General features: G+C 35.3%; 21 protein-coding genes. 12 read left to right on the top strand and 9 right to left on the bottom strand.

Annotated features, from left to right (window positions below; all coding sequences use genetic code 11):
* Position 1: 1 nt before the first annotated feature.
* The 3 genes from BJK46_RS08975 to BJK46_RS08965 all read right to left on the bottom strand — a co-directional run bounded on the left by BJK46_RS08975 (position 2) and on the right by BJK46_RS08965 (position 2,288).
* Positions 2-430 carry a GNAT family N-acetyltransferase gene (locus tag BJK46_RS08975; protein WP_014614311.1) on the bottom strand — a complete coding sequence of 143 codons (429 nt, stop codon included), beginning with the start codon at positions 428-430 and terminating at the stop codon, positions 2-4.
* Positions 431-624: 194 nt separating this feature from the next.
* Positions 625-1,095 carry a DUF2538 family protein gene (locus tag BJK46_RS08970; protein WP_014614310.1) on the bottom strand — a complete coding sequence of 157 codons (471 nt, stop codon included), beginning with the start codon at positions 1,093-1,095 and terminating at the stop codon, positions 625-627.
* A 14-nt stretch (positions 1,096-1,109) separates the two neighbouring features.
* Positions 1,110-2,288, bottom strand: coding sequence for an LCP family protein (locus BJK46_RS08965; RefSeq protein ID WP_014614309.1), 1,179 nt, complete (start codon positions 2,286-2,288; stop codon positions 1,110-1,112).
* A gap of 231 nt (positions 2,289-2,519) precedes the next feature.
* On the opposite strand from BJK46_RS08965, the gene BJK46_RS08960 reads away from it, so the two are divergent.
* The 11 genes from BJK46_RS08960 (at position 2,520) to BJK46_RS08910 (ending at position 17,497) form a co-directional block, all read left to right on the top strand.
* Entirely contained in the window at positions 2,520-4,163 is a 1,644-nt protein-coding gene (locus BJK46_RS08960) for a phospho-sugar mutase (RefSeq protein ID WP_014614307.1), read from the top strand.
* A gap of 659 nt (positions 4,164-4,822) precedes the next feature.
* Positions 4,823-6,097 (top strand): nucleotide sugar dehydrogenase, encoded by a 1,275-nt coding sequence (locus BJK46_RS08955; protein WP_014614306.1) that lies wholly within the window; start codon positions 4,823-4,825, stop codon positions 6,095-6,097.
* Positions 6,098-6,227: 130 nt separating this feature from the next.
* On the top strand, positions 6,228-7,160 hold the full coding sequence (locus tag BJK46_RS08950; RefSeq protein ID WP_014614305.1) for a hypothetical protein: 933 nt from the start codon (positions 6,228-6,230) through the stop codon (positions 7,158-7,160).
* Between the two features lies 1 nt (position 7,161).
* Entirely contained in the window at positions 7,162-9,723 is a 2,562-nt protein-coding gene (locus BJK46_RS08945) for a glycosyltransferase (RefSeq protein ID WP_103263644.1), read from the top strand.
* A 12-nt stretch (positions 9,724-9,735) separates the two neighbouring features.
* Positions 9,736-11,604: a hypothetical protein gene (locus tag BJK46_RS08940; protein WP_226957592.1), complete on the top strand. Its 1,869-nt coding sequence runs from the start codon at positions 9,736-9,738 to the stop codon at positions 11,602-11,604.
* A complete protein-coding gene (locus BJK46_RS08935) occupies positions 11,601-12,410 on the top strand; it encodes an ABC transporter permease (RefSeq protein WP_014614302.1) in 810 nt (269 codons plus the stop codon). The genes BJK46_RS08940 and BJK46_RS08935 overlap by 4 nt, the downstream gene beginning before the upstream one ends.
* 11 nt (positions 12,411-12,421) lie before the next feature.
* Positions 12,422-13,612 carry a glycosyltransferase family 4 protein gene (locus tag BJK46_RS08930; RefSeq protein WP_103263707.1) on the top strand — a complete coding sequence of 397 codons (1,191 nt, stop codon included), beginning with the start codon at positions 12,422-12,424 and terminating at the stop codon, positions 13,610-13,612.
* 5 nt (positions 13,613-13,617) lie between these two features.
* Positions 13,618-14,538, top strand: a complete 921-nt coding sequence (locus BJK46_RS08925) for an ABC transporter ATP-binding protein (protein ID WP_100006656.1) — start codon at positions 13,618-13,620, stop codon at positions 14,536-14,538.
* A 19-nt stretch (positions 14,539-14,557) separates the two neighbouring features.
* Entirely contained in the window at positions 14,558-15,373 is an 816-nt protein-coding gene (locus BJK46_RS08920) for a glycosyl transferase (RefSeq protein WP_103263706.1), read from the top strand.
* A gap of 47 nt (positions 15,374-15,420) precedes the next feature.
* On the top strand, positions 15,421-16,752 hold the full coding sequence (locus BJK46_RS08915; RefSeq protein WP_063284637.1) for a glycosyltransferase: 1,332 nt from the start codon (positions 15,421-15,423) through the stop codon (positions 16,750-16,752).
* 109 nt (positions 16,753-16,861) lie between these two features.
* Entirely contained in the window at positions 16,862-17,497 is a 636-nt protein-coding gene (locus tag BJK46_RS08910; RefSeq protein ID WP_014614297.1) for a PepSY domain-containing protein, read from the top strand.
* A 514-nt stretch (positions 17,498-18,011) separates the two neighbouring features.
* Here BJK46_RS08910 and rihC read toward each other — a convergent pair.
* From rihC to BJK46_RS08880, 6 genes are all read right to left on the bottom strand, one after another.
* The gene (gene rihC / locus BJK46_RS08905) at positions 18,012-18,917 is read right to left on the bottom strand and encodes a ribonucleoside hydrolase RihC (protein WP_015728941.1); all 906 of its coding nucleotides are present in this window, start codon (positions 18,915-18,917) and stop codon (positions 18,012-18,014) included.
* A 180-nt stretch (positions 18,918-19,097) separates the two neighbouring features.
* A complete protein-coding gene (gene qoxD / locus BJK46_RS08900) occupies positions 19,098-19,388 on the bottom strand; it encodes a cytochrome aa3 quinol oxidase subunit IV (protein ID WP_014614288.1) in 291 nt (96 codons plus the stop codon).
* Positions 19,385-19,993 (bottom strand): cytochrome aa3 quinol oxidase subunit III, encoded by a 609-nt coding sequence (qoxC, locus tag BJK46_RS08895; RefSeq protein WP_014614287.1) that lies wholly within the window; start codon positions 19,991-19,993, stop codon positions 19,385-19,387. Before qoxC ends, qoxD begins: the two co-directional genes overlap by 4 nt.
* Positions 19,983-21,971: a cytochrome aa3 quinol oxidase subunit I gene (gene qoxB / locus BJK46_RS08890; protein ID WP_031253657.1), complete on the bottom strand. Its 1,989-nt coding sequence runs from the start codon at positions 21,969-21,971 to the stop codon at positions 19,983-19,985. The genes qoxC and qoxB overlap by 11 nt, the downstream gene beginning before the upstream one ends.
* 2 nt (positions 21,972-21,973) lie before the next feature.
* Positions 21,974-23,074: a cytochrome aa3 quinol oxidase subunit II gene (gene qoxA, locus BJK46_RS08885; protein ID WP_014614285.1), complete on the bottom strand. Its 1,101-nt coding sequence runs from the start codon at positions 23,072-23,074 to the stop codon at positions 21,974-21,976.
* A gap of 500 nt (positions 23,075-23,574) precedes the next feature.
* Entirely contained in the window at positions 23,575-23,910 is a 336-nt protein-coding gene (locus tag BJK46_RS08880) for a DUF5011 domain-containing protein (RefSeq protein WP_014614283.1), read from the bottom strand.
* A 227-nt stretch (positions 23,911-24,137) separates the two neighbouring features.
* Between BJK46_RS08880 and BJK46_RS08875 the strand changes: the two genes are divergently transcribed.
* A complete protein-coding gene (locus BJK46_RS08875) occupies positions 24,138-25,283 on the top strand; it encodes a globin domain-containing protein (RefSeq protein WP_014614282.1) in 1,146 nt (381 codons plus the stop codon).
* Positions 25,284-25,319: the final 36 nt, after the last annotated feature.

Here is a 25,319-nt window from a genome sequence, read left to right as displayed (position 1 = left end):
TCTAAGAAGTGAGGTGCTTTTCCATATGATAATGAGGGATACCTGCATCTAAAAATTCTTCGCCGTACGTATGATAGCCTAATGATTCATAAAAAGGGATCGCGTGCGTTTGGGCGCCTAACTTAAAATGACGGTGGCCTTGTTCATATGCGACTTGCTCAAGATATTGCATGAGTTGTTTGCCAATACCTAAGCCACGAGCACTTTTCAACACGGCGACACGTTCAACTTTAGCACTGCCTTCTACATGACGAAAACGCGCTGTTGCGATAGGCTGTTGGTCGTCGTTATAGGCGATGATATATTGTGCGGTATGTTCATGTTCATCAATTTCTTCATCACGAGAGACACCTTGTTCGTCGATAAATACTGTTTCACGAACGACCAGGACATCTTGATATTCTTGTTCCGTTTCTACTGTTTTAATCATAGGCCACATTCCTTTCATAAAGAGCGTGAGTTTAATGTTTATCATAATCGATTGAGCTGTAGAATAAAAGTATTTTTAAAATTGAAATAACAGCGCGACAGATGATACGCGTTGAGGACTATTTGTAATGATATAAAAAAGTACCCTCATTGTAAAAATGACGGATACTTATCATTAATTCGTATTTGACGGTGTTACATCGCTTGTTGGCGTACAAGGGCAGTATATTGCCAGAAGAGACGCATTTGTACGAGATTCCAGTTGTTCATACCCATAGTATAGCCAGAAGGTTTGAAAATATTCACATCTGTCACTTCTAATGCCGCAGCGACAAGATATTGAATCGGCACGCTTAAATTTTGCATTGCGGGTGTTAAACCATTCTCATCATAAACCCAAGAAAACGGTAATGGCGATTCAAAGACATCAATCGCATCAAAAATTTCAGGAAGGGCGACGATATAACATGCGGCATTGATGACAGGGTTCGTTTCACTTTCCTGATAATAAAGCAATAGCGCTTCATAATTTTCACGATGTGTATGATTTACATAGAACAACTCTTGACGAAAATGCGCCATGTCTTTACTGTGAATAATTTGTTGCTCGAGCATATTAAAAATGCCATTGATATGTCTAATTTTTTCTTGTGTATGACGTGCCATGTGTGAACCTCCTATTAGTAGTATGAACCATCAGGATTTTGGTTTTGATACGGTACTCCTTGTTGCTGATTATGCATTGCGCCATTTGTGTTATCAGCTGATTCACCTTTATTGTTTTGATCATTGTTCTCATCTTTTGGCAAGAGCTTTTTAACGTTCTGTAACAATGATTCTTCTAAATATGTGAGTGGTGGAATTTCTCCATAGTATGCTTTCACTCGCTCCACTAAAAATTGGTTTCTGTCTTTAAAAGGTGCTAAACCTAAGTCTTTACGTAAAGTGTTAGACGTTTCAATTAAATTATCAACGTCAGGATTAATGTAATAAATACCATTCAGTAATTCATTTTCACCTTTAAGTTGTTGTGATTGAATGTCTACATCATTTGCTAAGTAATTTGTCGCGAGTGCTTTGATTTCTGAGTAACTTAAGTTGTGTTTTGAATTTTTCCCTACAATTTCAATGATATCATCTAATTTGTGTAAAGATTTAGTGTCTTGGGCTTTTTTGAACAATATTTTTAATACTTCCATTTGTCGTTGCCCGCGTTTTAAATCAGAGTCTTGCTTACGCGTACGTGTCACAGCAAGCACTTCATCACCATTAAGTTGTTGCTTTCCTTTTTTTAGTTTGATACGACCTTTGTCCATTGTATTCGGTTCGTTCAGATCGTATGGGACATCATATTCAATACCGCCAAGTTCGTCTACAGTTTTGGCAAAAGCTTCCATATTAATGCGAACATAGTAATCAACAGGGACATTTAAATTTGCTTCTACGGTACGCATTGAAGCTTCTGGTCCACCGTATGCATGCGCGTGCGTAATCTTATCGTAGTAACCGACCTCTGGAATGTAACTTAACGTGTCACGAGGAATACTGACCAAACGAATTTGATGTTTGTCAGGATTCATCGTTGATAAAATCATCGCATCGGTACGTGCATTTTCAGCGCTTTGTCCGTTTTGTCTTCTTGTACTGCTATCATCTATGCCTAGAAATAAAATAGAGATAGGTTGTTTGGCAGCATTGACTTTTGAATCTCTTAATTGGGATTGTCGTTGATCCGATTGTGAGAACGAGTCGTCAAAAGCATTCTTTGATGAATTAAAAAGAGTGAATGCGAAAATTGTAGGAACAATTATAAGCATTAAAGCTAATAAATAGAGTAAAAATTTAAGTCCTTTATTCATAGTGAATTGCTCCTAACAGGTATTTTTACATATGATTATATATTGTAATGAAGTGTTGATGACTTTTCAATCATTTCATACATTTTCATCTATTTTGTATTGGTTAGTCGAATTCTATGTTGGAAGCGTGTCGTTCATGTATAATGAAGTTATTATTATGAATGAGGGATATCAATCACGTTGGCGTCCCGTTAATTTTTATCAATGAATCATATGAGGATGGTGGATGTTTTGAAAGCACAATGGATGTCAAAACTAGATGAAAGTTTAGTACGCGAATTTTATGAAGGCCAAACCGAAGAAGAACGACAAGCAGGCTTTGAAGATGTACTTACGTTTGGGACTGCAGGAATTCGAAGCACTTTTGGCATTGGACCTGGACGTTTAAATAAATTTACAGTGCGTAAAGTTGCGCTCGGTCTTGCACAATATTTAAACGCGAAACAATCAGATGCGACGGTGGTCATTCATTTTGATACACGCTTTTTATCGGAAGACTTTGGCGACGAAATTGCGCGTGTATTAGCGACTAAAGGTGTTAAAGTAGTACTGGCTGACAGTTATAAATCAACACCGGAGCTGTCTTTTGCGGTGCGTCATTTACAAGCGACAGCAGGTGTGATGATTACAGCGAGCCATAACCCAAGTAATTACAATGGCATTAAAATTTATGGTCCAGATGGGGGGCAATTGTTGCCAGATGCTTCAGAAGATTTAAGCCAATATATTAATGCGATTGAATCACCATTAGAAATTGAAGCGAATGATTTTGAAGCTTTACGTGATGCCGGTATGATTTTACCATTAGCGGATGAAGTCACTGAAGCGTATAAAGCGGGCGTTAAAGCATTAGTAGGGGCAATCGAATCACAAGGCGAAAAAGTCGTTTTAACAAGTCTTCACGGCACAAGCCTACCATTAGGTGCGACATTATTAACAGAGCTCGGCTTTGAAGATTTTGTCATTGAAACAACACAATCACAACCAGACGGACGATTCCCGACAGTTAAAAGTGCGAATCCAGAAGAGGAAGCGGCATTTGAATATGGTATTCGTCTTGCTGAACAAGAAGACGCATCATTAATCATTGCGACTGATCCAGATGCAGATCGATTTGGTTTTGTAGAAAGATATCAAGACGGTACGACACGTTATTTTGATGGGAATGAAATCGGCTTAATTTTAATGAAACTGCGCTATCAAGAACTCCAACCGACTGGTGATGCGTTTTATATCATTAAATCAATTGTGACAGGTGCTTTAAGTGAAGCATTAGCCAAAGCGTTAAATATTGAGGTAGTTAATGTGTTGACCGGCTTCAAATACATTTCCGAACAATTACAACAACGTCAAACAGATGATGCCCAGTTGGTACTCGCATTTGAAGAAAGCCATGGTTATTTAGCAAAAGACTTGTCACGCGATAAAGACGCCATTCAATTTATTCCATTATTAGTGAAATATAAGCAAATGTTGGCTCAAAATGGTTTGACGTTTAAAGAAGTGTTGAACGACATATACCAACAAATTGGCCGATATGATAATCTCACGTTATCTCCAACTTATGCAGGTCATGCGGGAAGACAAAAAATCGAAGCACTCATGGCACAATTTAGAGGTGATACGAGTGATCAATTGCTCGGCTTAAATGTAGTAACAAAAGAAGATTATCTCACGCAACAAACAACAAATTTAAAAACAGGTAAGACTACAGTCATCTCATTACCGAAAGCTGATGTCATCCGATATACATTTGAAGAAGGTTTTATTGCGTTAAGACCTTCTGGAACTGAACCGAAAATTAAAGTGTATTTCTCATTAAATGTACCTGATTTTAACGAAGTAGTAGAACAATTTAAACAAAAATATTTATAACTCGAGCATCGAACGTATCTTTGACGCAATAGAATGCTGTTGAATGAACTATTTTTAATTGTTTTTGGGAACGTTAAATTATTGAAAGAGCGATACGGAAGTCTAAAGAAATGTATTGACTTCCATATCGCTCTTTTTTAATGCTTATAGTGACGATCAAAACAATTATAAACCAGGCACTGAAATATTTGGCGTTTTCTTTTAAATAACATATGCATCATGGCAGATAAAGATTTCTAACAATTGAATAATTGTGAATAGGGAAATGACTCATTTTATAAAAACGGTTTAGTTGAAATGAGCATTGACTACTAAAAGCACTCTTTTGTAATTCGGCTGAATGCAATAAGAGTGTTTTTCATTTAATTTGTCATTTCTATACAGTTTATTTTAAAATCATTCGTTGTTCCTTAGAGTAGCTATTACAATTCATATTTTTTAAGCGCAATGTAAACACTAGGTAAAGAATGTTTATTTATTGTTTATTCAATTATAAAATATAGTAAAACAATGAATTATTTTGTATTTTTAATTGAAATTAATCTTCATATACTTAAAAATTAAAATAGAAATAACGTTCAATTGACTGAGATGTCATTGTGAATAAGTTGATAAATGAAACACTCAAAACAATTTCTATGGAAGAAAGGTGTATGAAAGTGAAACTTACAACTGTAGGATTAGGATACATTGGTTTACCCACATCAATTATGTTTGCGAAACATGGTGTAGATGTGATTGGTGTAGATATTAACGAAGAAGCTGTTAAAAGTTTAAATGATGGACATATTCACATCGAAGAACCAGGTTTACAAGAAGCTTATGAAGAAGTATTAGCTACGGGAAAATTTAAAGCATCACAAACACCAGAAGAGGCAGACGCGTTTATTATCGCAGTGCCAACACCGAATAATGATGACCAATATGAGTCTTGTGATATTTCAATTGTCATGAGTGCAACAAAAAGCATCATTCCTTATTTGAAAAAAGGGAATACTGTGATTGTTGAATCAACAATAGCACCGAGAACGATGGATGACCATGTTAAACCGTTATTAGAAGAACACGGATTTACAATTGGAGAAGATTTATACCTTGTTCATTGTCCCGAACGCGTACTACCGGGGAAAATATTAGAAGAATTAATTCATAATAATCGAATTATTGGTGGAATCACACCAGCGTGTATCGAAGCAGGGAAGCGTGTTTATAGTACATTTGTCAAAGGCGAAATGATTGAAACAAACGCGCGTACTGCTGAAATGAGTAAATTGATGGAAAATACCTACCGTGATTTAAATATTGCTCTAGCGAATGAATTAGCTAAAATCAGTATTCATTTAAATATTAATGTATTAGATGTCATCGAAATGGCAAATAAACATCCACGTGTGAACATTCATTTGCCAGGACCAGGCGTAGGAGGACATTGTTTAGCTGTTGATCCGTATTTCATCATTGCGAAGGATCCTGAAAATTCTCCGTTGATACAAACAGGGCGTCGAATTAATCGTTCCATGCCAGCTTATGTCGTTGAGACAACCAAAAATATGTTGCGCGAATTAACTGGCAATAAGATTGTGGTTTTTGGTTTAACGTACAAAGGAGATGTGGATGATATCCGAGAATCACCTGCTTTTGATATTTATGAATTACTTCGTCAAGAGTCGAATCTTGAGGTGGTAACATATGACCCTCATGTTGAATTAGATTTTGTAGAGAAAGATATTCAAAAAGCAGTGGCTGATGCTTCGTTAGTTTTAATTTTAAGTGATCATTCAGAGTTTAAACAACTGACTGACAGCGATTTTGTAAATATGAAAGATAAAGTGATTTTTGATACAAAAAATGTGATTCGAAATCAATTTGAATCAGTTCAATATTACAATTACGGCAATTTATATGAATTTGATAATCAAAAACAATTAATTTAATTTGAAGAAAAAATGAGTTTGTATTGCGAAATCTTTATAAAATATCATCTTTATCATTGTTGAAAGTACGATTACTTTAGATTTCTACAAGCTCATTTTTCTTTAAAAATATTTTTTAAGAGGTTAGCTTATGCATGATTTAAAAGCGTATATCATTGAAAACCAAATTCTTTTTAGCGTATTTTTAGATGAACCACAACATCAATTTGTGTATAGAGATGATTATTTAAATGAGGAAATAGGCGCAATAGAAGTGTTTAATAATAAAGTTTATAAGGTTTTAAGTACGAGAATGATTGAGGGCGAACTTTATGGCTACTTAAAAGGGCAAAGAGAGATTGGATGGACCAAGTTAAAAAATTCTCATTACGTCTTTAATAAACAAGACGAAATCGTTTTCGTGAAGAATAAAGAAGGGATTCAAAACGAGTTAAATATTACATATCAGTTCGTAGATGGTTTTACTAAGGAAGTTCAGAACAAATTCTTAACGTCTAAAGGTTTTATAAAATATAAAGGGGAATTTTATGAGCTCTTATTTGAGAAACATAAATTAATCGGCTTTATGAAACCATCTGACATAGATGTAGGATATCATGTGGACGAGGATGTGCACTTATTACAAGGTGCAGAATTGTATTTAGAAAGTCGTCTTAAAACAAAAGCCGAAAACATCAGCGAGAAAGATGACTTTACATTGAAATTAGTGTTTCCAGAAAGAGGAATTGGTAAGGTAGAGAGAAAAAATCAAGTGTATTGGATTGAATTAAATCATGTAGTAGAGCATCAACTTGAACGTGTATTTCATTCATTGCAAGATTATAGTTCAACAGAAAATGTGGAGATAAACGATATTATTCATAATTTTTTAGCGGAAAGAAAAAAGGCTAAAAATATATTAACTGCATTAGTCAATGACAAGATTAATAATGAATCGAACACTAACCCTGATCAAATTGAGGGTAAAAGTAATATCTATACACGATATCAAAATTTAAAAAACTCAAAACTAGGTAAACTGCAGATTAAATATTGGAATATGAGAAAAAAATGGGGGAAGTAACATGTCAAAAAAACCTCAAACGAAGAACGACCAACTGATTGAAGCGGTCAGTTTACTGCAAACTGACTATTTACAAGGTTTAAGTCGATTAGAAGAAACAATCAATGCAAGTGATGTTTATACGTATTTAAAATCATTAGAAAAAAATGGCAAGTTGAATTTTATCAATCAGTTTAAAAATGAATTAGAAAAAGAAAAATCTAGTAACGGTTCGCGAATTTTGAAAAAAGCCAAGTATAAAATTGGAATCATTGCCGATGAGTTCTTATTCAATTCATTTAAAGATACAGCGGATATTACTTTTATTTCGAGTGACGCAGAGATTGAAAAACTGAGCTTTGATTTTGTTATCGTGGCAACGACATGGCGAGGAATTGATGAAACTTGGCAAGGTGTAGCAAGCCCTAAAAGTAGAATGCGTGCACATCTTATGCTGTTATTAGATGAATTAATCGAACGTCAAATTCCATTAGTATTCTATTCAAAAGAAGATCCTGTTAATTTTCATTTGTTTAAAGATATAGCGAGTAAATGTGATTATATTTTTACTACAGCACAAGAAATGGTTCAAGATTATATTGAATATACCCATAATACAAAAGTTAAAGTTTTACAATTTGGTGTAAACCCACATTATCATAATCCAATTGGAACAAGAACTGAAGAAGCGATAAAACATAAAGATGGAGTGATATTCGCTGGTAGTTGGACAAAAAAATATCCTCAAAGAAATAAAGACTTAGCACGTATTTTTGATGGATTGAGTTTAAGTGGTAACGATTTAACAATCTTTGATCGAAATTTACATCTTGAAAGGGAAAGATACTTATTTCCTAGTAAATACATTCCATATATTACCGGTCCATTGAGTCATGATGAACTAATGAAAGTACATAAGATTTTTAGATGGGCACTGAACGTCAATTCTGTGAAGTATTCCGAGACGATGTTTGCGAATCGTGTCTTTGAATTACAAGCATTCGGAAATTTGATTATTTCTAATTATTCAGTAGGTGTGAACAATCAATTTCCTAATATATTTATGGTGAATGATAAATCTGATGTAGGACCTATTTTAAACCGACATTCGGACAGTGAATTAAGGGAGTTTCAAGCAAAGAATATTCGCAATGTGATGTTGGAAAATACGACATATCACCGAATTGACGAAATTGCTAACTTCATCGGTTTAACAAGCGCTTCTATGCAACCCGTAATCGGTGTTGTAGTGAAAGAAAGGACAGAAGCTTTAATTGAAATGTTTAAGCGTCAAATGAATGTGAAGAAAATATTGCTGACCGAACAAGAACTGAATGATCGTATACATGAGTTGGATTTTATTACATTTTTTGATGAGAACTACATTTATGAAGAATATTACTTAGCTGATTTAATCAGTGCGTTTTATTACACAGATGTCGATTTTGTTCAAAAGGTGTTAACCGCCGACTATCAAGTGCATGACTATACCGATACGTATCATGACAAATATTTAACTTTATTTGATGCTCAGGCTTATCAATCAGGGGACTATCAAATCGGTTATACATTAGATGATGCCGAATTATTTTACAATGAAAAGCAAATTTTAAGTAAAAATGATTTAGTCAGTGTAATCGTACCAATTCATAATAATGGGCGCTACTTAGAAGATAAGTGTATGCGTAGTTTGAGACGATCTTCTTTGTTCAACAGATTTGAAATTATTTTTGTCGATGATGGTTCAACTGACGAAGAAACGCGTCATGTTATTCAAAGATTAAGACGAAAATATCCTAATATCGTTTATTATCGATTTGAATCTGGCTCAGGTAGTGCTTCGAGACCAAGAAATAAAGGTGTGGAACTCGCCTCTACACCATACATTACGTATTTAGATCCTGATAATGAAGCGATAGGTGATGGATACGCACAACTGTATGAAAAATTAAAAGAAGATTCATCTCTTGATATGGTCATAGGTAATATTATTAAAGAGGACAATCGTAAAAGATCCGTCTTTAATTATCACGGTACGATAAAAAAGTATAATAACGACAATGCATTAATCACAAATACAAAAAAGTTTTTGAAAAATGCAGGGTTACGGGCTCAAAGTATTCAGGCCTTAATGGTCAAAGCGAATGTCATCAAAAATAATAACATTAAAATGGTTGAAGGTGCAGCAGGGCAAGACACCGTATTCTTTCAAGAGTTGATGTTATATTCTAAAAAAGTATTGGGCATCAAAGTTCCTATACACATGTATTATGCTGCGGTAAGTGGGTCGGTTACGAATTCAATCTCAAAAAAATTGTTTGATAAGTATTACAAACTAGAGCTTGAACGTATTCCTTTTTTAGAACAACATCATCTCATGGATGCGTATATGGAACAGCGCTTTAATTTGTATGTGAAGGGCTGGTATAAACCAAGACTAGATATAGTGAAAAGTGAGGAACGAGAAGAAGCTGTAAAACGTTTTTTAGATATTTATCATCTGTATGAAAAGTATGAGAGACCGCACGATGTTGAATTAGATGATTATATTAAAACGTTAAAAAAAGAAGTGAAACATCTATAAGGGGGTTAGATGATGCACAATCACTTACATTTAATCAATTTTTCTAAAAGTTACTTTATTCTTCAAGACGAAAAAAACTATGATCTTGATGGGTACAATCGTTTCAATATCAATCACAAAACAATTTATTTTACTAGAGATTTTCGGTATTATTCGTTGTCATTTCAAGATTATCATATATTTATTCTTGGGGAGCTCGTAGATGTGAGAGACAGCAAGAAACCGGTTAATGCGATTGTAAGTGATTTGCTACAATACCCCATTGATTCTGATTCTTTTCTAAATGAGATGTCTTTTTTCAATGGTAGTTACGGATTATTTATCGCTCATGAAGAGAACTTGTATTTTTATAATGATGCAACTTCTTTTCTTTCGCTGTATTACCACAATGAAAAGCCGGTTTATGCCTCTCATTCGAAATTGTTACATCAATTGATTCAACAAATCTTTGGTGTAGAAGAGAGACTTATTAAGGATAAAATGCGCGGCTTCTTAGATTTTAGTAAATTTGAGAACATTTATAAATTTAATTCTAATATGCGTTTTGAACTTAATCATCATGAATTGAAAAGGGTATATCCTATTGATGATTATCAGACACAAGAAATAGCACATGTTGTAGAGCAAGTCATTCCTTTGATGACAGAGATGGTTGAGTTTGTTTATCGTCTTGACCGTCCTGTTGTGATGTCACTTACGGGCGGTTATGATTCACGGGTGTCACTTGCATTGCTGAAAAACAAGCTATCACATACTTTATTTTTCACTTATTTAAGAACTGATGAACAAAAAATTACTCGTGCACAAAAGAATATTTATGATACTGATCAAAAAGCTGTACAATTTCTCGTTGATCAACTTAATTTAAACCATCACTTTTTTAATATTGATAACAATCAAGGAAAAAAAGAAGTCGCTGAATTATACGCACATTATGAATCGAGTCATTCTAAAAATATGATTAATCACTATAGCCAAGATGCTCAGTTTCAAGGTGTAGCCCATGTCAAGTCGACAATTTTTGAGCTTGCAAAAGGGATAAGACCTTTGAAACTTGAAGCGCAACATCATGACATCTATGACTTTGTAGACGAGCTGAAAAAATGGTCGCCTATCAAAGAGATGGCGTGGATTCAACAAGCATTAACCCAATTTATCAATAGAAACGCACTCTTCTCATTTTTGGATAAAGGGTATCATCCATGTGATGTATTATACCTAGAGTCTAAGATGAATGGTTGGCATAGTGCCATTATTCAAGAAAGTGATCCTTACATGGATGTGTATAACTTAATTAATTGTAGGTTTATTTTATTTCAATTGATATGTATGAATTACGAAGATAGAAAGAATCTTGCATTTCACAAGTCAGTGATTGAACAACGCTGGCCGTTACTTCATTTTTTTGGTGTAAATACAAAAGTCAATTTATATGAAAAGTATCAAATGATTGAAAAACAGCTGGAAGAATGTCAAACAAATAAAATAAATGCACAAAACATGAAACTCAGTTATGAAACACAAGATTTTAATCGTGTATTTCAACAGCAAAGGGTGCATTTTAAATTGAAGCGTAGAAAGTTTGTTGAGAGCGAACGATATCATTTAAATATTGAGAATCAAAGTGGTGAGTCAGTTCAAATTTCGATGCGTACTTTTTATAAAAATAATAAAGGCAGAGCACGTATATTTATCACTATTGATAACATGAAATACGATATCGTTGACTTAGCGTATGAAAGCGTTGAAAAATCAATAGCACCGGGTTCGAAAATGTGCATTGCAATCCAGTCGACTAAGGATATCGATAAGAAGTCTTGGATAGAAGCAGCTAAATTTGAAATCAAAGAAATTTACGCAAATAAGAAGGTCATAGAATGAGAGCAATCATAGAAATATTTAAAGAACAAATTGTCAATTTACCTAAAATTTCTAAATTAGCTATCTATAACATGAAAAGTCAATATGCCAATCATTATTTAGGTATCTTTTGGAATATTTTGCAACCCGTTCTCCAAGTGATTATCTACTATATTGTTTTTGGTCTTGGATTAAGAGGAAGTTCCGGATTAGTGATGGGTGTGCCATTTATTGTTCACTTGATTTCAGGTCTATTTCCTTGGCTTTTCATTTCCCAAGGTATCAATTCTGGTGCTTCAGCGATTCAAAAAAATATTGGTTTGTTAGCTAAGATGAAATTCCCGTCTTCTATTTTTATATCTATTGCACTGACGAACAATATGATTAATTTACTGATTACAACAACCATCGTTTTTGTAATTTCTGTGATTAACCATTATGTACCATGGTGGCATTATTTTTGGTTCGTTTATTTTATGATAGGAGCCTTTTCAATTATCTTTGGCATTTCTTTAATAATGAGTACGCTTACTGTTATTGTAAGAGATACTAAAAATTTATTGCAAAATATTATTCGAATGCTTTTCTTTCTCACACCTATTTTTTGGGTGCTTGAGGAACAACATGGCATTTTAGCAAAGTTAGCAAGTTTGAATCCTTTTGCATATCTTATTGGTGTGTATCGTACAGCATTAGTTCACTCTCAAACAGCCGTTTATGGCACTTGGTCTGATCATATCTATTTTTGGGTCACAACGCTATTACTTATTATAATTGGCTCAGTGATTCACATGAAATTTAGAAAGAGAATTCTAGATTATATATAGGGGTTTAAAATATGAAATCTAAAAAACTCTTAATCATCACACAAAATTTTTATCCCGAATTAGGTTCAGCAGCAAATCGTATGAAAATGTTATTTAAGCATTTCACAAAAGAAAGTGTGATGACACATGTATTAACAACGCAACCTTCATATCCCAATCATGAATTGTTTCAAGATGACAGTTATTTCGATGATGACGTCATTAATCAGTATGAAAATAACAGAATTATTCGCATGAAGATGTTGTGTGAAAAGCAAAATAAAAATCTCATTGCAAGGCTATTTTATTATATAGAGCAATATTTGAGGGTTAGATATTTTATTTTTAAGCACAAAAATGATTTTGACTATATTTATGTAACAAGTCCTAATATTTTTATTGCGTGGGCAACTTTGTTTATGAAAAAAGCAAAGAGACCGGATTATATTTTGGAAGTCAGAGATTTATGGCCAGATAGTGTGAATAGTATAAAAGGGATCAATCTCAAATTAACTTGGCCATTGCTCAAACGATTAGAAAAGATTATGTATAACCGTGCAGATAAGATTGTCATAAATAATGAGGGCTTTCGTGAGCATATCCATCAAATGTTGGATAAGGCGGTTCCTATACAATTTATACCTAACTCAGTCAGTCAAGAAGAACGTTTTACAGAGGAGAAATATGAAGACTTTCGGGTGATATATACTGGTAATATCGGTTATGCGCAAGATGTTGATCATTTAATTGAATTGTTCAGTTTACTTAATGATTATAAAATTAACGTTACCGCTATTGTTTATGGTGTGAAAGCACCGAAGTTCAGAGAAGCGGTTCAACATTTAGAATTTGTTACGCTTAAACATGCGATGAGTCGAGAACGATGTCTTCAAGAAATATCTAGACACCATGTTGCTTTGTCGATTTTAAATGAAAATGATACGTTTTTAAATGTTTTACCTGGAAAAATTGTAGATGCGATAGGAGTCAATACGCTCCCTGTCACGAACATAGGTGGCAAAATGGCAGAAGATATTAATGCTTTCCGAATTGGTTTTGCAGAAAAGAAAGCGACACCCCAAATATTATTAGAAAAAATTATAGCCTATCGAGACAACCCTTCACACTTTGAATCTCAGTTAGTTAATGTCAGACGCTATCGTAATCAATTTTTAAACTGGGAAACGAATATTAAAGCATTAATCAGGTTCCTTAAGGAGTGAATAGTATGCCAGAAGTACAATATAATGTGATATGTGAAAATGTCACTAAAATTTATGATCTGAATCGTAGTCGTAAAGACAAATTACTCTCTTTATTCACTTTTGGAAAATCATATCAATTTAAACCTTATTATGCATTGAAAGATGTGAGCTTCAAAGTGGAACGAGGTACGTCAGTTGGGATTATTGGATTAAATGGTTCTGGGAAGTCGACACTCTCAAATATATTAGGACAAGTGGTGATGCCAACATATGGAAAAGTAAACACAGATGGAAAACCGTCATTAATTGCAATTGGTGCGGGACTCAACCCATCTTTTACGGGTGAAGAAAATATTCGCTACAAATGTATGATGCATGGGATGTCTACTAAAGAAATCAATGACAAATTTGATGAAATAGTTAAATTTAGTGAACTGGATGAATTCATTTACCAACCGCTTAAATCATATTCAAGTGGGATGAAGTCGAGATTAGGTTTTTCTATTGCAATTCATACCGATCCTGATATTTTAATTGTCGATGAGGCATTATCTGTCGGTGATGAAACGTTTTCGAATAAGTGTATTGATAGAATGAAAGCATTTCAAAAGCAAGGAAAAACAATCTTTTTTGTTTCTCATTCTGCAAGTCAAATTAGAAAGATGTGTGATAAAGCACTTTGGATTCATTACGGTCAAATGGTCGTATATGATGATGTCAATGTTGTGATCAAACGTTATAATGCATTAGTTCAAAAAATTAAACATATGCCTAAGTCAGAACAAGTCGAATACAAGAAAAAGAAATTACAGCAACAGCAAGTGGGTCATCTTGACGAAGTGACTATTTCTCAAAAAAATGATGTATCGCTAATGACACATGGATTGATTGGTGTCACTTTGATAGGTTGGTTCGTAGCAATGTATTTTCAATTATTTGGATAGAAAATGGTAGGTATTCTCAATGATTAAATTAGATTTTGACACAATGACTAAAGAGGATTTGTTAAAAGCAAATAATCAAAAAGTTAAACTCATCGTAGACGAAATAGACTTTTACATTTTCATAAATATAAAACCGAATAATCAGCGTCTTCTTGTTCATACAAATGGTGCGATTAATATCAAAAAATCTCAACCGCCTGTATTTTTAAGAAACAGTTGGAGAGATGATTTTGATGCAAATTGTCTGTTTATTGATGATCGCACAATACATGACAGTGAAGTCAATTTAGGATGGGGGTTAGGAACCAAAGAGCGGCACTACGTTAATGATTACGCACGAATTAGTCAAAAAGTGAGTCAACTTTTAAATGTCGAGGATAATCAAGTGACGTATTATGGGAGCTCAGGCGGTGGATTTGTATCTATTTTGTTAGCCACGCTTCACAATCATTCACGTGCTATAGTAAACAATCCACAAACCTATGTACATCGATATAGGAAAAAGAATGTAGTGGATGCATATCAAGTTGTTTTTGAAGATATGGAATTTGAAGCGGTTAATAAAATGTATGCAAATCGCGTCTCTTCCACAAGCCTTATGAAAAAATGTAATCGTGTACCTGAAATACTCTATGTTCAAAACCGTTTAAGTGATGAAGATATGGAAAATCATATAATTCCTTTTATCCGAATGTTAGATAAATATCAACTGGATAGTTCTAAAATTAACTTTCTTTTATATAATGACAAGAAATCCGGACATAATCCATTACCTAAAGATAAAACTTTGGAATTAGTCAATTTATTTATGAAAAGACAATTGAATATTTATTAGTAAGTATATTTTTGACTGGAAAACCATAATAAAGAGGAGATACTGAAGTGAAAAAAGTAGCGATGTTCGTGTGGAACCATTTCACCAATGATGCGCGGGTCAATCGAGAGTGTACAGCATTGGCCGAAGATGGATATGATGTAGATTTAATTGCTATCAATGATCCGAAAAACACCGATATTGAAGCATTTGAACAACGAGAACCTCATTTTCGAGTGCATCGTGTCAAACGCTATCCTATGTTAATCCAAGTCTACGCTGATTATGGAAAGCGATTTTTAATTATAATCGGGGGTGTCTCATTTACGATAGCAGCGGGATTATTTTTTATTAATTTAAAGTTGATGCTCGGTTACTTAGCGATGTTGCTTGCTGGAATGGTGATACTCAAAGTAAAAAAATTACGAAAATGGGTCGTGAATGGTGCGATTATTGCACGTATGATTATTAAAGGGTATCAGCAAAAAGCAGATATCTATCATTCGAATGATTTAAACACTTTACCTCAAGGCATTGTATGTTCAAAATTGCGCCTCCACCCTAAGCCATTAGTGTATGATAGTCACGAGGTACAAACTGATCGGACAGGGTATAATCCTGAACGTATTAAGAAAATAGAACGTTTTTTACTGCAATTTGTTGATACGATGATGGTGGAAAATCATACACGCGCCCAACATAACGAGTGCCTTTATGGCTTTTATCCGCAACCATTATATAATTATTCTGTTTTATACGATATTGAACAACAACCTTATTACAACTTGCACGAAAAATTGGGTCTCAATCAAAATGAAAAAATATTGCTCTATCAAGGTGGCTTACAACAAGGTCGTGGTCTGGAGAAACTTATTGAAGCCATGCCGATGATTCAAGAAGGGGTTCTCGTGTTTGTGGGCGGTGGCAAATTAACAGAAACACTTAAAGCACAGGCCCAACAGTCTGAAGAGCGAGATCGAATTTTCTTTTTAGATAAAGTACCATTTGAAAAGCTACCGCAAATTACTAGAGAAGCATTTGTTGGTTTCCAAGTTCTGCAAAATGTGTGCTTTAATCATTATTCTGCGAGTTCTAATAAATTGTTTGAATATATCATGGCACATGTTCCGGTCATTGCTTGTGACTTCCCTGAAATCAAACGTGTCGTAGAAGAAAATGAAGTTGGAATCGCTACAGATACGCATAGTAGTCAAAATATTGCGGCTGCTGTGAATCATTTATTACAACATCCTGAATTGTATGACCGTTACCGTGCGAATACGAGACGTGCGAAAATGATTTATAATTGGCAAAATGAAAAACAAAAATTATTAAATGTGTACAATACACTTGATGATAACGTTTCATTTATAGGGAAAATACAGCCTCAAATGAAATAAACAGCTCAAACTTTTATCCGATATTGAGATTTATGTGATATGAATATGTCTTAAAATCCATTCAATTGGGTATATCAATTATAAATACTAATATTGGAGGTTTTTAAATATGAAGTTTAAAATCATATCTTTATTATTAGCATCAGGAATCGTCCTAGCAGCTTGTGGTAACGATGATGATCAAAAAAATACGAACAACGCAGATAACGACACAAAAACGGAACAGACTACTGATAACAATCAAAATAGCCACGACAATGATCGTGATGACAATGATGATCAAAACACAAATCAACACACTAAAACACAGACGATTGATGTTAAAGACGTAAAAACAACACCTGAAGATGCCATTAAAACAGCAAAATCTTCATTTGATGGTGACGTGAAACAAGTGGAATATAAAAAAGAAAATGGTCAATGGGTTTATGACATTGATTTAAGAAGCAATAATGAAGAAGCAGAAGTCAAAGTATCTGACAAAGATAATAAAGTGCTAAATACAAACAAAGAAAAAGAAATGGACAACGATAACGACAAAACAATTAATTACGGAGATGCCATTGATTTTAAAGAAGCAGTGAAAAAAGCACAAGAACAACAAAAAGGTGACTTGAAAAAATGGTCATTAGATAACGATGACGGTCAATTTGTTTACAACATTGAATTGATGACAGATAATGGTGAACAAGAATTAGTACTCGATGCCAAATCTGGTAAAGTGTTACAACAAGAAAATGATTAATGTGACGTCTTAATATTTTGCTGAACTTACACTCTTTCCTTTAAGAACATGTCACTTGTATGCGATTGCCGTCTTTCCTTTTTGAACATGTCGCTTGCATACGATTGCCGTCTTGGACTCGCGTTTCCCAGGGGCTGAACCTACAACTAACCAACGCTTTGATTATACTGTTACATTTGTTGAAGCGTTGGTGGATTTTCCGGTTCAGCTGATCCCTCGGGAGTTTCGTTCGTTCGGTAATTTTGCATGAACAAAGGCAAGGAAAGAGAGCAACGTCATATCATCGACTCAAGTAACCTTATAAAAAGTAGCATCTCTTTTTAATTTATTTTAACTATAAGAAGACAGAGCAAGGTAAATTGAATGACCTCGCTCTGTTTTTTTGAGATAAGGTAGAACTGTTGATGGGTGTGTCTGTACATGTGAAAATGGGGATGTGTCCATACGTAGCAAGGCAGTACATATAGAATTAGCAGAGGACATTGAAAAGTAAACTCCTTTTTGCTTAACGATTTTAAGGGCAATATTTCAACATATCAAGGAAAGCAGTTTGAAAGGCTTCTGCTTGAATATCCATGAGCACGTGTGTTGAACTGTCTGTCACATTAAAGTCAACAAATGTTGCGCCACGTGCATGGCTACCACTTAACTCCACGTCTACTTTAGCTGGGCGAACTGTAAATAACTCAGGATAGCATAAATACATTATTGTATAAGCGTCATAAACGTTTAACCCATCTAAAAATGATTCACCACGATAATGTTGGAAGAGATGATACAACATGTGACCGGTGTGATTCATTTCCTTAATCTTTGGCAATAATGCATGAGGTAGGTTAGATGCACGCGCAATATCCAAACCAGCCATCACGATAGGTAAGTTTGAGTTGAAGACAATATGTGCAGCTTCAGGGTCGGCATAGACGTTAAATTCTGCCGCAACACTTACATTGCCATTACCGACACTACCACCCATAAGCACGATCTGATGTATATATGTATGAACTTCTGGATACATTTTTAAAAGTAATGCGATGTTTGTGAGTGGTCCAATTGGCACTAATGTTATCGGTGTCGTCGATTGGAGAAGTAGGTCTTTCATCGCTTCTACACTATTCTTTGACATGAGAGAGGTAGTCGGTTCGTCAAATGTGTAACCCGCCATACCGCTTTCACCATGAACATGAGGGGCGTGGACGGCCTTTTGAACGAGTGGTGATGCTGCACCTGATGCAACAGGTACATGGGCATGAAAGTGTTCAATCAATTGTTGGGCATTTCTCGTTGTGCGCTGGAGTGGCACGTTACCATGTACGGTTGATATCAGTTGTACGTCAAGTTGTGGATGATGAAGTGCCAAACTGATGGCAGCTGCATCATCAATGCCAGGGTCTGTATCAATAATGATTGGAATGGGCATAGTAAAACCTCCTTTTTTATCTATAGTAATGGCTGTGTACGTTCGCTTCAACTTGTTAAAATTGTTTTAGGAAAAAAGATGTGACAATACCACAAAGGGGGAGTGCAATAGAAGTGTCATACTAAAATAGGTATAAAAAAGCACTAACACGCGATGTGTTAGTGCTTTTTGCGTCATGGATTAAATATGTGAACCATGTCCGCCTTGCATTACCCAGTATGTTCCGATAACTGTGATCAATGTAATGATAATCGCGAAGATAACTTTTGCAAGTTGAACACGACCATCTTTACCTTCAGTTAAGTGCATGAACATTAAGAGCTGTAAAAACGCTTGGATGAATGCAAAACCGAAAATAATTGTTACTTTTGCTTGGAATGACAATGATGTATATAGAGTCACGAAAACAGCGAGTAAAGTTAAAATGATTGAGGCGATAAAGCCTATTGTATGTTTTACAATTGTATTCATCCGCTATACACCATCCCTATCATATACACTGCAGTGAAGATGAAGATCCACACAACGTCTAAGAAGTGCCAGTATAAACTTACAATGAATAATTTTGGTGCATTATATTTTGTAAGTCCGCGAGTGGCAACTTGGATTAATAAACAAATAATCCAGAAGATACCAACTGTCACGTGGGCACCGTGCGTTCCTAAAAGGATGAAGAAACTTGACCAATAAGATGCAAGTTGTGGTGTAGCACCTTCATGCACATAGTGACTAAATTCGAAAATCTCAAAGCCAACGAATCCAATACCTAAAATAATTGTAATAATCATCCAAATTAATAACAATTGCTTGTTCTCTTTACGCATGTAGTATATTGCAATACCACAAGTGTAAGAACTTGCTAAAAGTAGGAATGTCATGATTAAAACAAGTGGTAATTCAAACAAATCAGTTGTTAACATACCACCGTAGCTACCACCATGTTGGAGCGTTAACAATGTTGCGAAAAGTGTACCAAAAAGTGCGAATTCAGCTGTAAGGAAGATCCAGAAACCGAGTTTATTTAAATCGCCTTCATGTGTACGAGCATCAATAGTATTCACATTTTTATGACTCATGATTCATAGCCTCCCTTTCTTTTTGGCGAGCTTTTCTCAAGCGCGCTTCAGTTTCAGCTACTTCACTTGCAGGGATGTGGTAACCATGATCTTGTTGGAAACTTCTCCAAATCATTAAACCGAAGATACCAGCTAATGCAAGAATCGCAGGTAATAATGTTTCGAATACTAAGAAGAAACCACCGATGAAGAAAAAGATACCCATCCAGAAACCGATGTGTGTATCGTTCGGCATGTGAATGTCGCTGTAATTGTGATTGTCAAGATAGTGTCTACCTTGTTTTTTCATTTCAACAAATGTATCAATATCATCCCAATCAGGTGTAATTGCAAAGTTGTATTTAGGTGGAATTGCAGATGCAGTAGACCACTCTAAACCACGACCTAAACCGTTCCAGTTATCACCAGTTGCTTCACGTGGTGCTTTGAGGTGACTGTATACAATGTTACCTACAAAGATTAAGAACGCAATCGACATCATTGCAGCACCGATTGAAGAAATCACGTTTAATACGAACCAACCATCTTCTGGCATGTAAGTGTATAAACGACGTGGCATGCCATCAAGACCTAAAATGAATTGTGGTAAGAATGTCACGTTGAAACCAACCATGAAGATCCAGAAGAACCATTTGTTTGGTTTTTCGAACAATTTGTAACCCATAGCTTTTGGATACCAGAAAATCATAGCTGCGAAACATGCAAATACAACACCGGCAACAATTGTATAGTGGAAGTGTGCCACTAAGAAATATGTGTTGTGGTATTGGAAGTCTGCGGATGCCATCGCAAGCATAACCCCGGTAACCCCACCAATTGTAAAGTTAGGAATAAACGCTAATGAGAATAACATTGGCGATTCAAATGAAATACGTCCTTTGTGTAGTGTAAATAACCAGTTAAAGATTTTTACACCTGTTGGCACAGCGATCAACATTGTTGTGATAGAGAAGAATGAGTTAACTAATGCACCATTACCCATTGTATAGAAATGGTGAACCCAAACTAAGAAACTCAAGAATGCGATACCAGCTGTTGCCCACACCATACTTTGGTGTCCAAATAAACGTTTACGTGCAAATGTTGGAATAATTTCTGAATAAATACCGAATGCTGGAAGGACAAGGATGTATACTTCAGGGTGCCCCCATACCCAGAAGAAGTTTGCCCATAACATCGGCATACCGCCATTAGCTACTGTGAAGAATGCAGTATCAAACACTCTGTCAGCAGTCATTAATGCAAGTGCTACAGTTAACACTGGGAATGCCAAGATGATGATTAACATTGTGATAAATGTTGTCACAACGAACATTGGCATTTGCATAAATGTCATACTTGGTGATTTTAGACGGATGATTGTTACGAAGAAGTTCACACCCGTTGCTAAAGTACCAATACCTGAAATCTGAATGGCAATTAAATAATAGTTGACACCAGGTCCAGGACTGAATTCACCGGCAAGCGGCGCATAGTTTGTCCAACCTGCAGCTGGAGAACCACCCACGATGAATGAAAGGTTAAATAAAAGCATACCCGCTACGAACAACCAAAAGCTAATGTTGTTCAATACTGGGAAAGCAACGTCACGAGCACCGATTTGTAATGGGATAATGATGTTCATTAGACCGATTACAAGTGGCATTGCCATGAAAATAATCATGATGACACCGTGCGTTGAGAAAATTTCGTTATAGTGATTTGACTCTAAGAATGGGTTGTCGGGTACTGTTAATTGAATACGTAATAGAATTGCATCAATACCACCACGTACGAACATTAATACCGCACAGATTAAGTACATCAAACCGATTTTTTTGTGGTCGACTGACATGAACCATTCCTTATATAAATATCCCCAGAGCTTAAAGTAAGTAATGGCTGCAATGACACCGATAACTAAGAAAGGTGCACTGATTTGAGCCAATGTAATCATCCAGTTACCTTTTACAATAAGCTCATTCCATGGAAAGTCCATCATTAATGTCCACCTCCACTTTTATGATCTTTGTGTGCCTCAGCGTCTTTGGCACCTTCATGCATTGATTCCATTTCATCCATAGTATGTTTTTGCTCTTTTTTGAATTCGTTATCAAATGGTTGATCATTTTTAAGAATTGCAGCTTTCATACCATGGCGTTCATAGTTGGCATTCGTAATTTGAGATTTACGTGCTGGCTTATTCGGTTCGCTTAAGACACCTTTTTTATCATCATAGAAGTTGTGATCTTTTGGTGCATAATTAAATCGTTTATAAGCATAGAAAATATATTCTGGATCAGCTGCTGGATCAACAAATGCCATATGTGTACCACTGAAAGTTAATTCCTTATTTTCAGTGATTGGAAGAAGTTGTTTATCGAATGTATCTTGGTCGAGTTGTTTCTTAGATTGTGCTTCTTTAACCCAAGCATCATACTCTTTTTGGCTCACAGCTTCAACGTTAAATGTGTGACGTGAGAAACCTTCACCGTTGAAGTTTGAGTTACGGCCACGATATGTACCTTCTTCATGTGCTTCATAAGTCCACTCCATAGTCATCGCAGTCATTGCGTATTTTTGACCGCCGAGTTGTGGAACCCAGAAACTTGTCATTGTATCCATCGCTTGAAGTTTGAATGTCACTGGACGATCAGTTGGAATTTTAAGATGGTTAACCGTCTCAATTTTTTCATCCGGATAAGCGAAGAACCATTTGTATCCACCACTTACTGCATAAATGACGATAGGGTCATCTTCAGACTTTGGTGGTTCCTCATATTGATATAAGGCTTTTACAGTTGGAATCATCAATGCAATTAAGATAATTACAGGGATAAGGAACCATACTGTTTCGAGAAGTGCGTTGTGGTGTACTTTACCAGATTCGCGTGTATTATTATAGCGGTATTTATAAGTGAATATCGCGAAAAGAATAAGTACAACTACAACAATGGCAACCATAAAGATAATTGAATAGATAATCAAAAATCTTTGGTCGCTGGCCATTGGCCCTTTTGCGTTTAAAACTTCTACATCAGAACAGCCCGCAAGCAAAAACAATGTTCCAAATGCAAGAAGCAAAGACTTTAATTTTGACACTTTTTTTGACCTCCTAATACTACAATTGTAGGGCTTACATTAATTTTAAAATAATATGGGATATTTACAAGTGGCTTTTTGAAAAAACAATTAAATCAAATTGTAGAAGGCCTTGTCACTCTAGGAATGGCGCCGTTTTTGGCATTTATTAAAATTATGTGTACATTTTGTGAAATGTCACAATGTTTACTTATTAATGAAGAAAAAAGGGGGAAATAATAAAATTCACGTCTGTTAACAGAAAATTCTTACGGCTTAGACAGAGGGGATTTTGAATTGAAATTTAGGGAATTGACTAATAAAAGTTTGTGAAAAAAAGTGTAAAATAAAAGTGTAGGGTGCGATAGTATATAGAGCCTGATGATGAAAAGGTAAGTTCTGCTCTATATACTATGTGGGATGATGATGGGATTCAGTTTCGATGCTTAGGATAAAACAATGGACAAGTTGGCGACAAAATATGATAAAACGTTATGCATTTATAATAATTGTATTGTTAGCTACTCGTTAAGTGGGGCGTCTACAACTTTAATGGTACGTGATGACGTTTCTATAGCACCATCAGAATCAGTGACTTCATATTGTAATGTATAAATACCTTGTTTCGTTGTATCAATATGTCCATTGACCTTAATTTTATCAGTCAAGTCACCGTCTTCTTTATCATATGCTTTGACACCATCACAAGGATTGTAGTCCTCGCCGACTTTGATGACTAAATCGTCTACACCTTTGATAGAGGGAACAGTATTCGTAGTTGCCTCTGCATTAAGATTAGGTGAAACAAGTGTCGCTGATACACCCAGTGCTGATAAAGATTGAAGTATTTTGTTCATAAAATAAGGCCTCCATTCAACGCAATGATTTCGATGTCGTGTGATTAATTAGTATTATACATTTTTGAGCAAAATAAGCTATCCTACTATGGACCGAATTATGATTAAAAATTTGTAAGTTTATTGAATGATTGAAAGCGTTGATGTAAAGACGGTTTATTAATAGCGCGCGCTATATCAATTCATATAAACTATAAAATGTAAACTTTAAACAGGAGTGATGATCAATGTTAACGCAAGAAGAAAAAGGGATTATTTTAGAAACAGTACCGGTATTAAAAGAAAAAGGAACAGCAATAACTTCTAATTTTTACCATCGCATGTTTAACCAACACCCTGAATTACGTAACATGTTTAATCAGACGAACCAGAAGAAAGGATTCCAATCTACTGCACTGGCTCAATCTGTATTGGCTGCTGCGATGAACATTGAAGATCTAACACCGATTTTGCCAGTAGTGAAAGAAATTGGCTATAAACATTGTGCGTTACAAGTATTACCAGAGCATTATCCTATTGTAGGAGAAAATTTACTAGCGGCGATTCAAGAGGTCGTAGGTATTGATGAAAATCACCCAATCATTCAAACTTGGGCAAAAGCGTACGGCGTAATTGCAGACGCATTTATTATGGTTGAAAAAGAAATCTATGAAGGCATGGCTTGGGACGGTTTTAAACCATTTAAAGTATCAAAAATTGAGACAGTAACACCTGACATTAAGGCATTTACAGTCACTTCTGAAACACAAGATTTAAGTCAATTCACACCAGGACAATACATTACAGTCGATATCGAAAGTGAAAAATTACCGTACAAAGCGAAACGACACTATTCCATTGTTGATGGTGGCAAAGATTTCTTAACATTTGGCGTTAAACGTGACGTGAATGAAGGACATGAAGGTGAAGTATCAACGGCATTACATGATGAAGTTCATGAAGGAGACACATTATACTTATCTGCGCCGGTGGGTGGTTTCAAAATCCATCATCCTGAGCGTCCGCAATTATTCCTTGGTTCAGGTGTAGGAATTACGCCACTCATCTCAATGTATCGTCAAGTTGCAGGTGATGCTGTATCTGCACAAATGATTCATGTTGCGGCAACTGAAACAGCAGCGGCATTTGTACCTGAGCTTGAGCATATTACTGCATCAGGTAAAAACAATCATTTACACATTCATTTGAGAGACAGAGAAGGGTATTTAGAAGCAGACGAATTAAAAACGTACCTTTCAGATAATACAGAAGTTTACGTTTGTGGTGGCACAGCATTTTTACAATCGATGCTTAAATCATTACAAGCATTAGGTGTGGAACAAGAGCGCGTCCATTTCGAAACGTTTGTACCGCGTTTAAGTGTACCTGTATAAAAAAGAGATTGTCAGAGGCTAGGACATAGCCCCCCT

This window comes from Staphylococcus pseudintermedius (assembly GCF_001792775.2).
Classification (GTDB): Bacteria; Bacillota; Bacilli; order Staphylococcales; family Staphylococcaceae; genus Staphylococcus; species Staphylococcus pseudintermedius.
The sequence above is the reverse complement of the archived record's forward strand: the minus strand, read 5'-3'. Positions and strand labels throughout refer to the sequence as shown.

Bases quoted from the DNA above. Each gene is read 5' to 3' on its own strand.
- BJK46_RS08975 (WP_014614311.1), bottom strand. From the start codon at position 430: ATGATTAAAACAGTAGAAACGGAACAAGAATATCAAGATGTCCTGGTC.
- BJK46_RS08970 (WP_014614310.1), bottom strand. From the start codon at position 1,095: ATGGCACGTCATACACAAGAAAAAATTAGACATATCAATGGCATTTTT.
- BJK46_RS08965 (WP_014614309.1), bottom strand. From the start codon at position 2,288: ATGAATAAAGGACTTAAATTTTTACTCTATTTATTAGCTTTAATGCTT.
- BJK46_RS08950 (WP_014614305.1), top strand. From the start codon at position 6,228: ATGCATGATTTAAAAGCGTATATCATTGAAAACCAAATTCTTTTTAGC.
- BJK46_RS08945 (WP_103263644.1), top strand. From the start codon at position 7,162: ATGTCAAAAAAACCTCAAACGAAGAACGACCAACTGATTGAAGCGGTC.
- BJK46_RS08940 (WP_226957592.1), top strand. From the start codon at position 9,736: ATGCACAATCACTTACATTTAATCAATTTTTCTAAAAGTTACTTTATT.
- BJK46_RS08935 (WP_014614302.1), top strand. From the start codon at position 11,601: ATGAGAGCAATCATAGAAATATTTAAAGAACAAATTGTCAATTTACCT.
- BJK46_RS08930 (WP_103263707.1), top strand. From the start codon at position 12,422: ATGAAATCTAAAAAACTCTTAATCATCACACAAAATTTTTATCCCGAA.
- BJK46_RS08925 (WP_100006656.1), top strand. From the start codon at position 13,618: ATGCCAGAAGTACAATATAATGTGATATGTGAAAATGTCACTAAAATT.
- BJK46_RS08920 (WP_103263706.1), top strand. From the start codon at position 14,558: ATGATTAAATTAGATTTTGACACAATGACTAAAGAGGATTTGTTAAAA.
- BJK46_RS08910 (WP_014614297.1), top strand. From the start codon at position 16,862: ATGAAGTTTAAAATCATATCTTTATTATTAGCATCAGGAATCGTCCTA.
- rihC (WP_015728941.1), bottom strand. From the start codon at position 18,917: ATGCCCATTCCAATCATTATTGATACAGACCCTGGCATTGATGATGCA.
- qoxD (WP_014614288.1), bottom strand. From the start codon at position 19,388: ATGAATACAATTGTAAAACATACAATAGGCTTTATCGCCTCAATCATT.
- qoxC (WP_014614287.1), bottom strand. From the start codon at position 19,993: ATGAGTCATAAAAATGTGAATACTATTGATGCTCGTACACATGAAGGC.
- qoxB (WP_031253657.1), bottom strand. From the start codon at position 21,971: ATGGACTTTCCATGGAATGAGCTTATTGTAAAAGGTAACTGGATGATT.
- BJK46_RS08880 (WP_014614283.1), bottom strand. From the start codon at position 23,910: ATGAACAAAATACTTCAATCTTTATCAGCACTGGGTGTATCAGCGACA.
- BJK46_RS08875 (WP_014614282.1), top strand. From the start codon at position 24,138: ATGTTAACGCAAGAAGAAAAAGGGATTATTTTAGAAACAGTACCGGTA.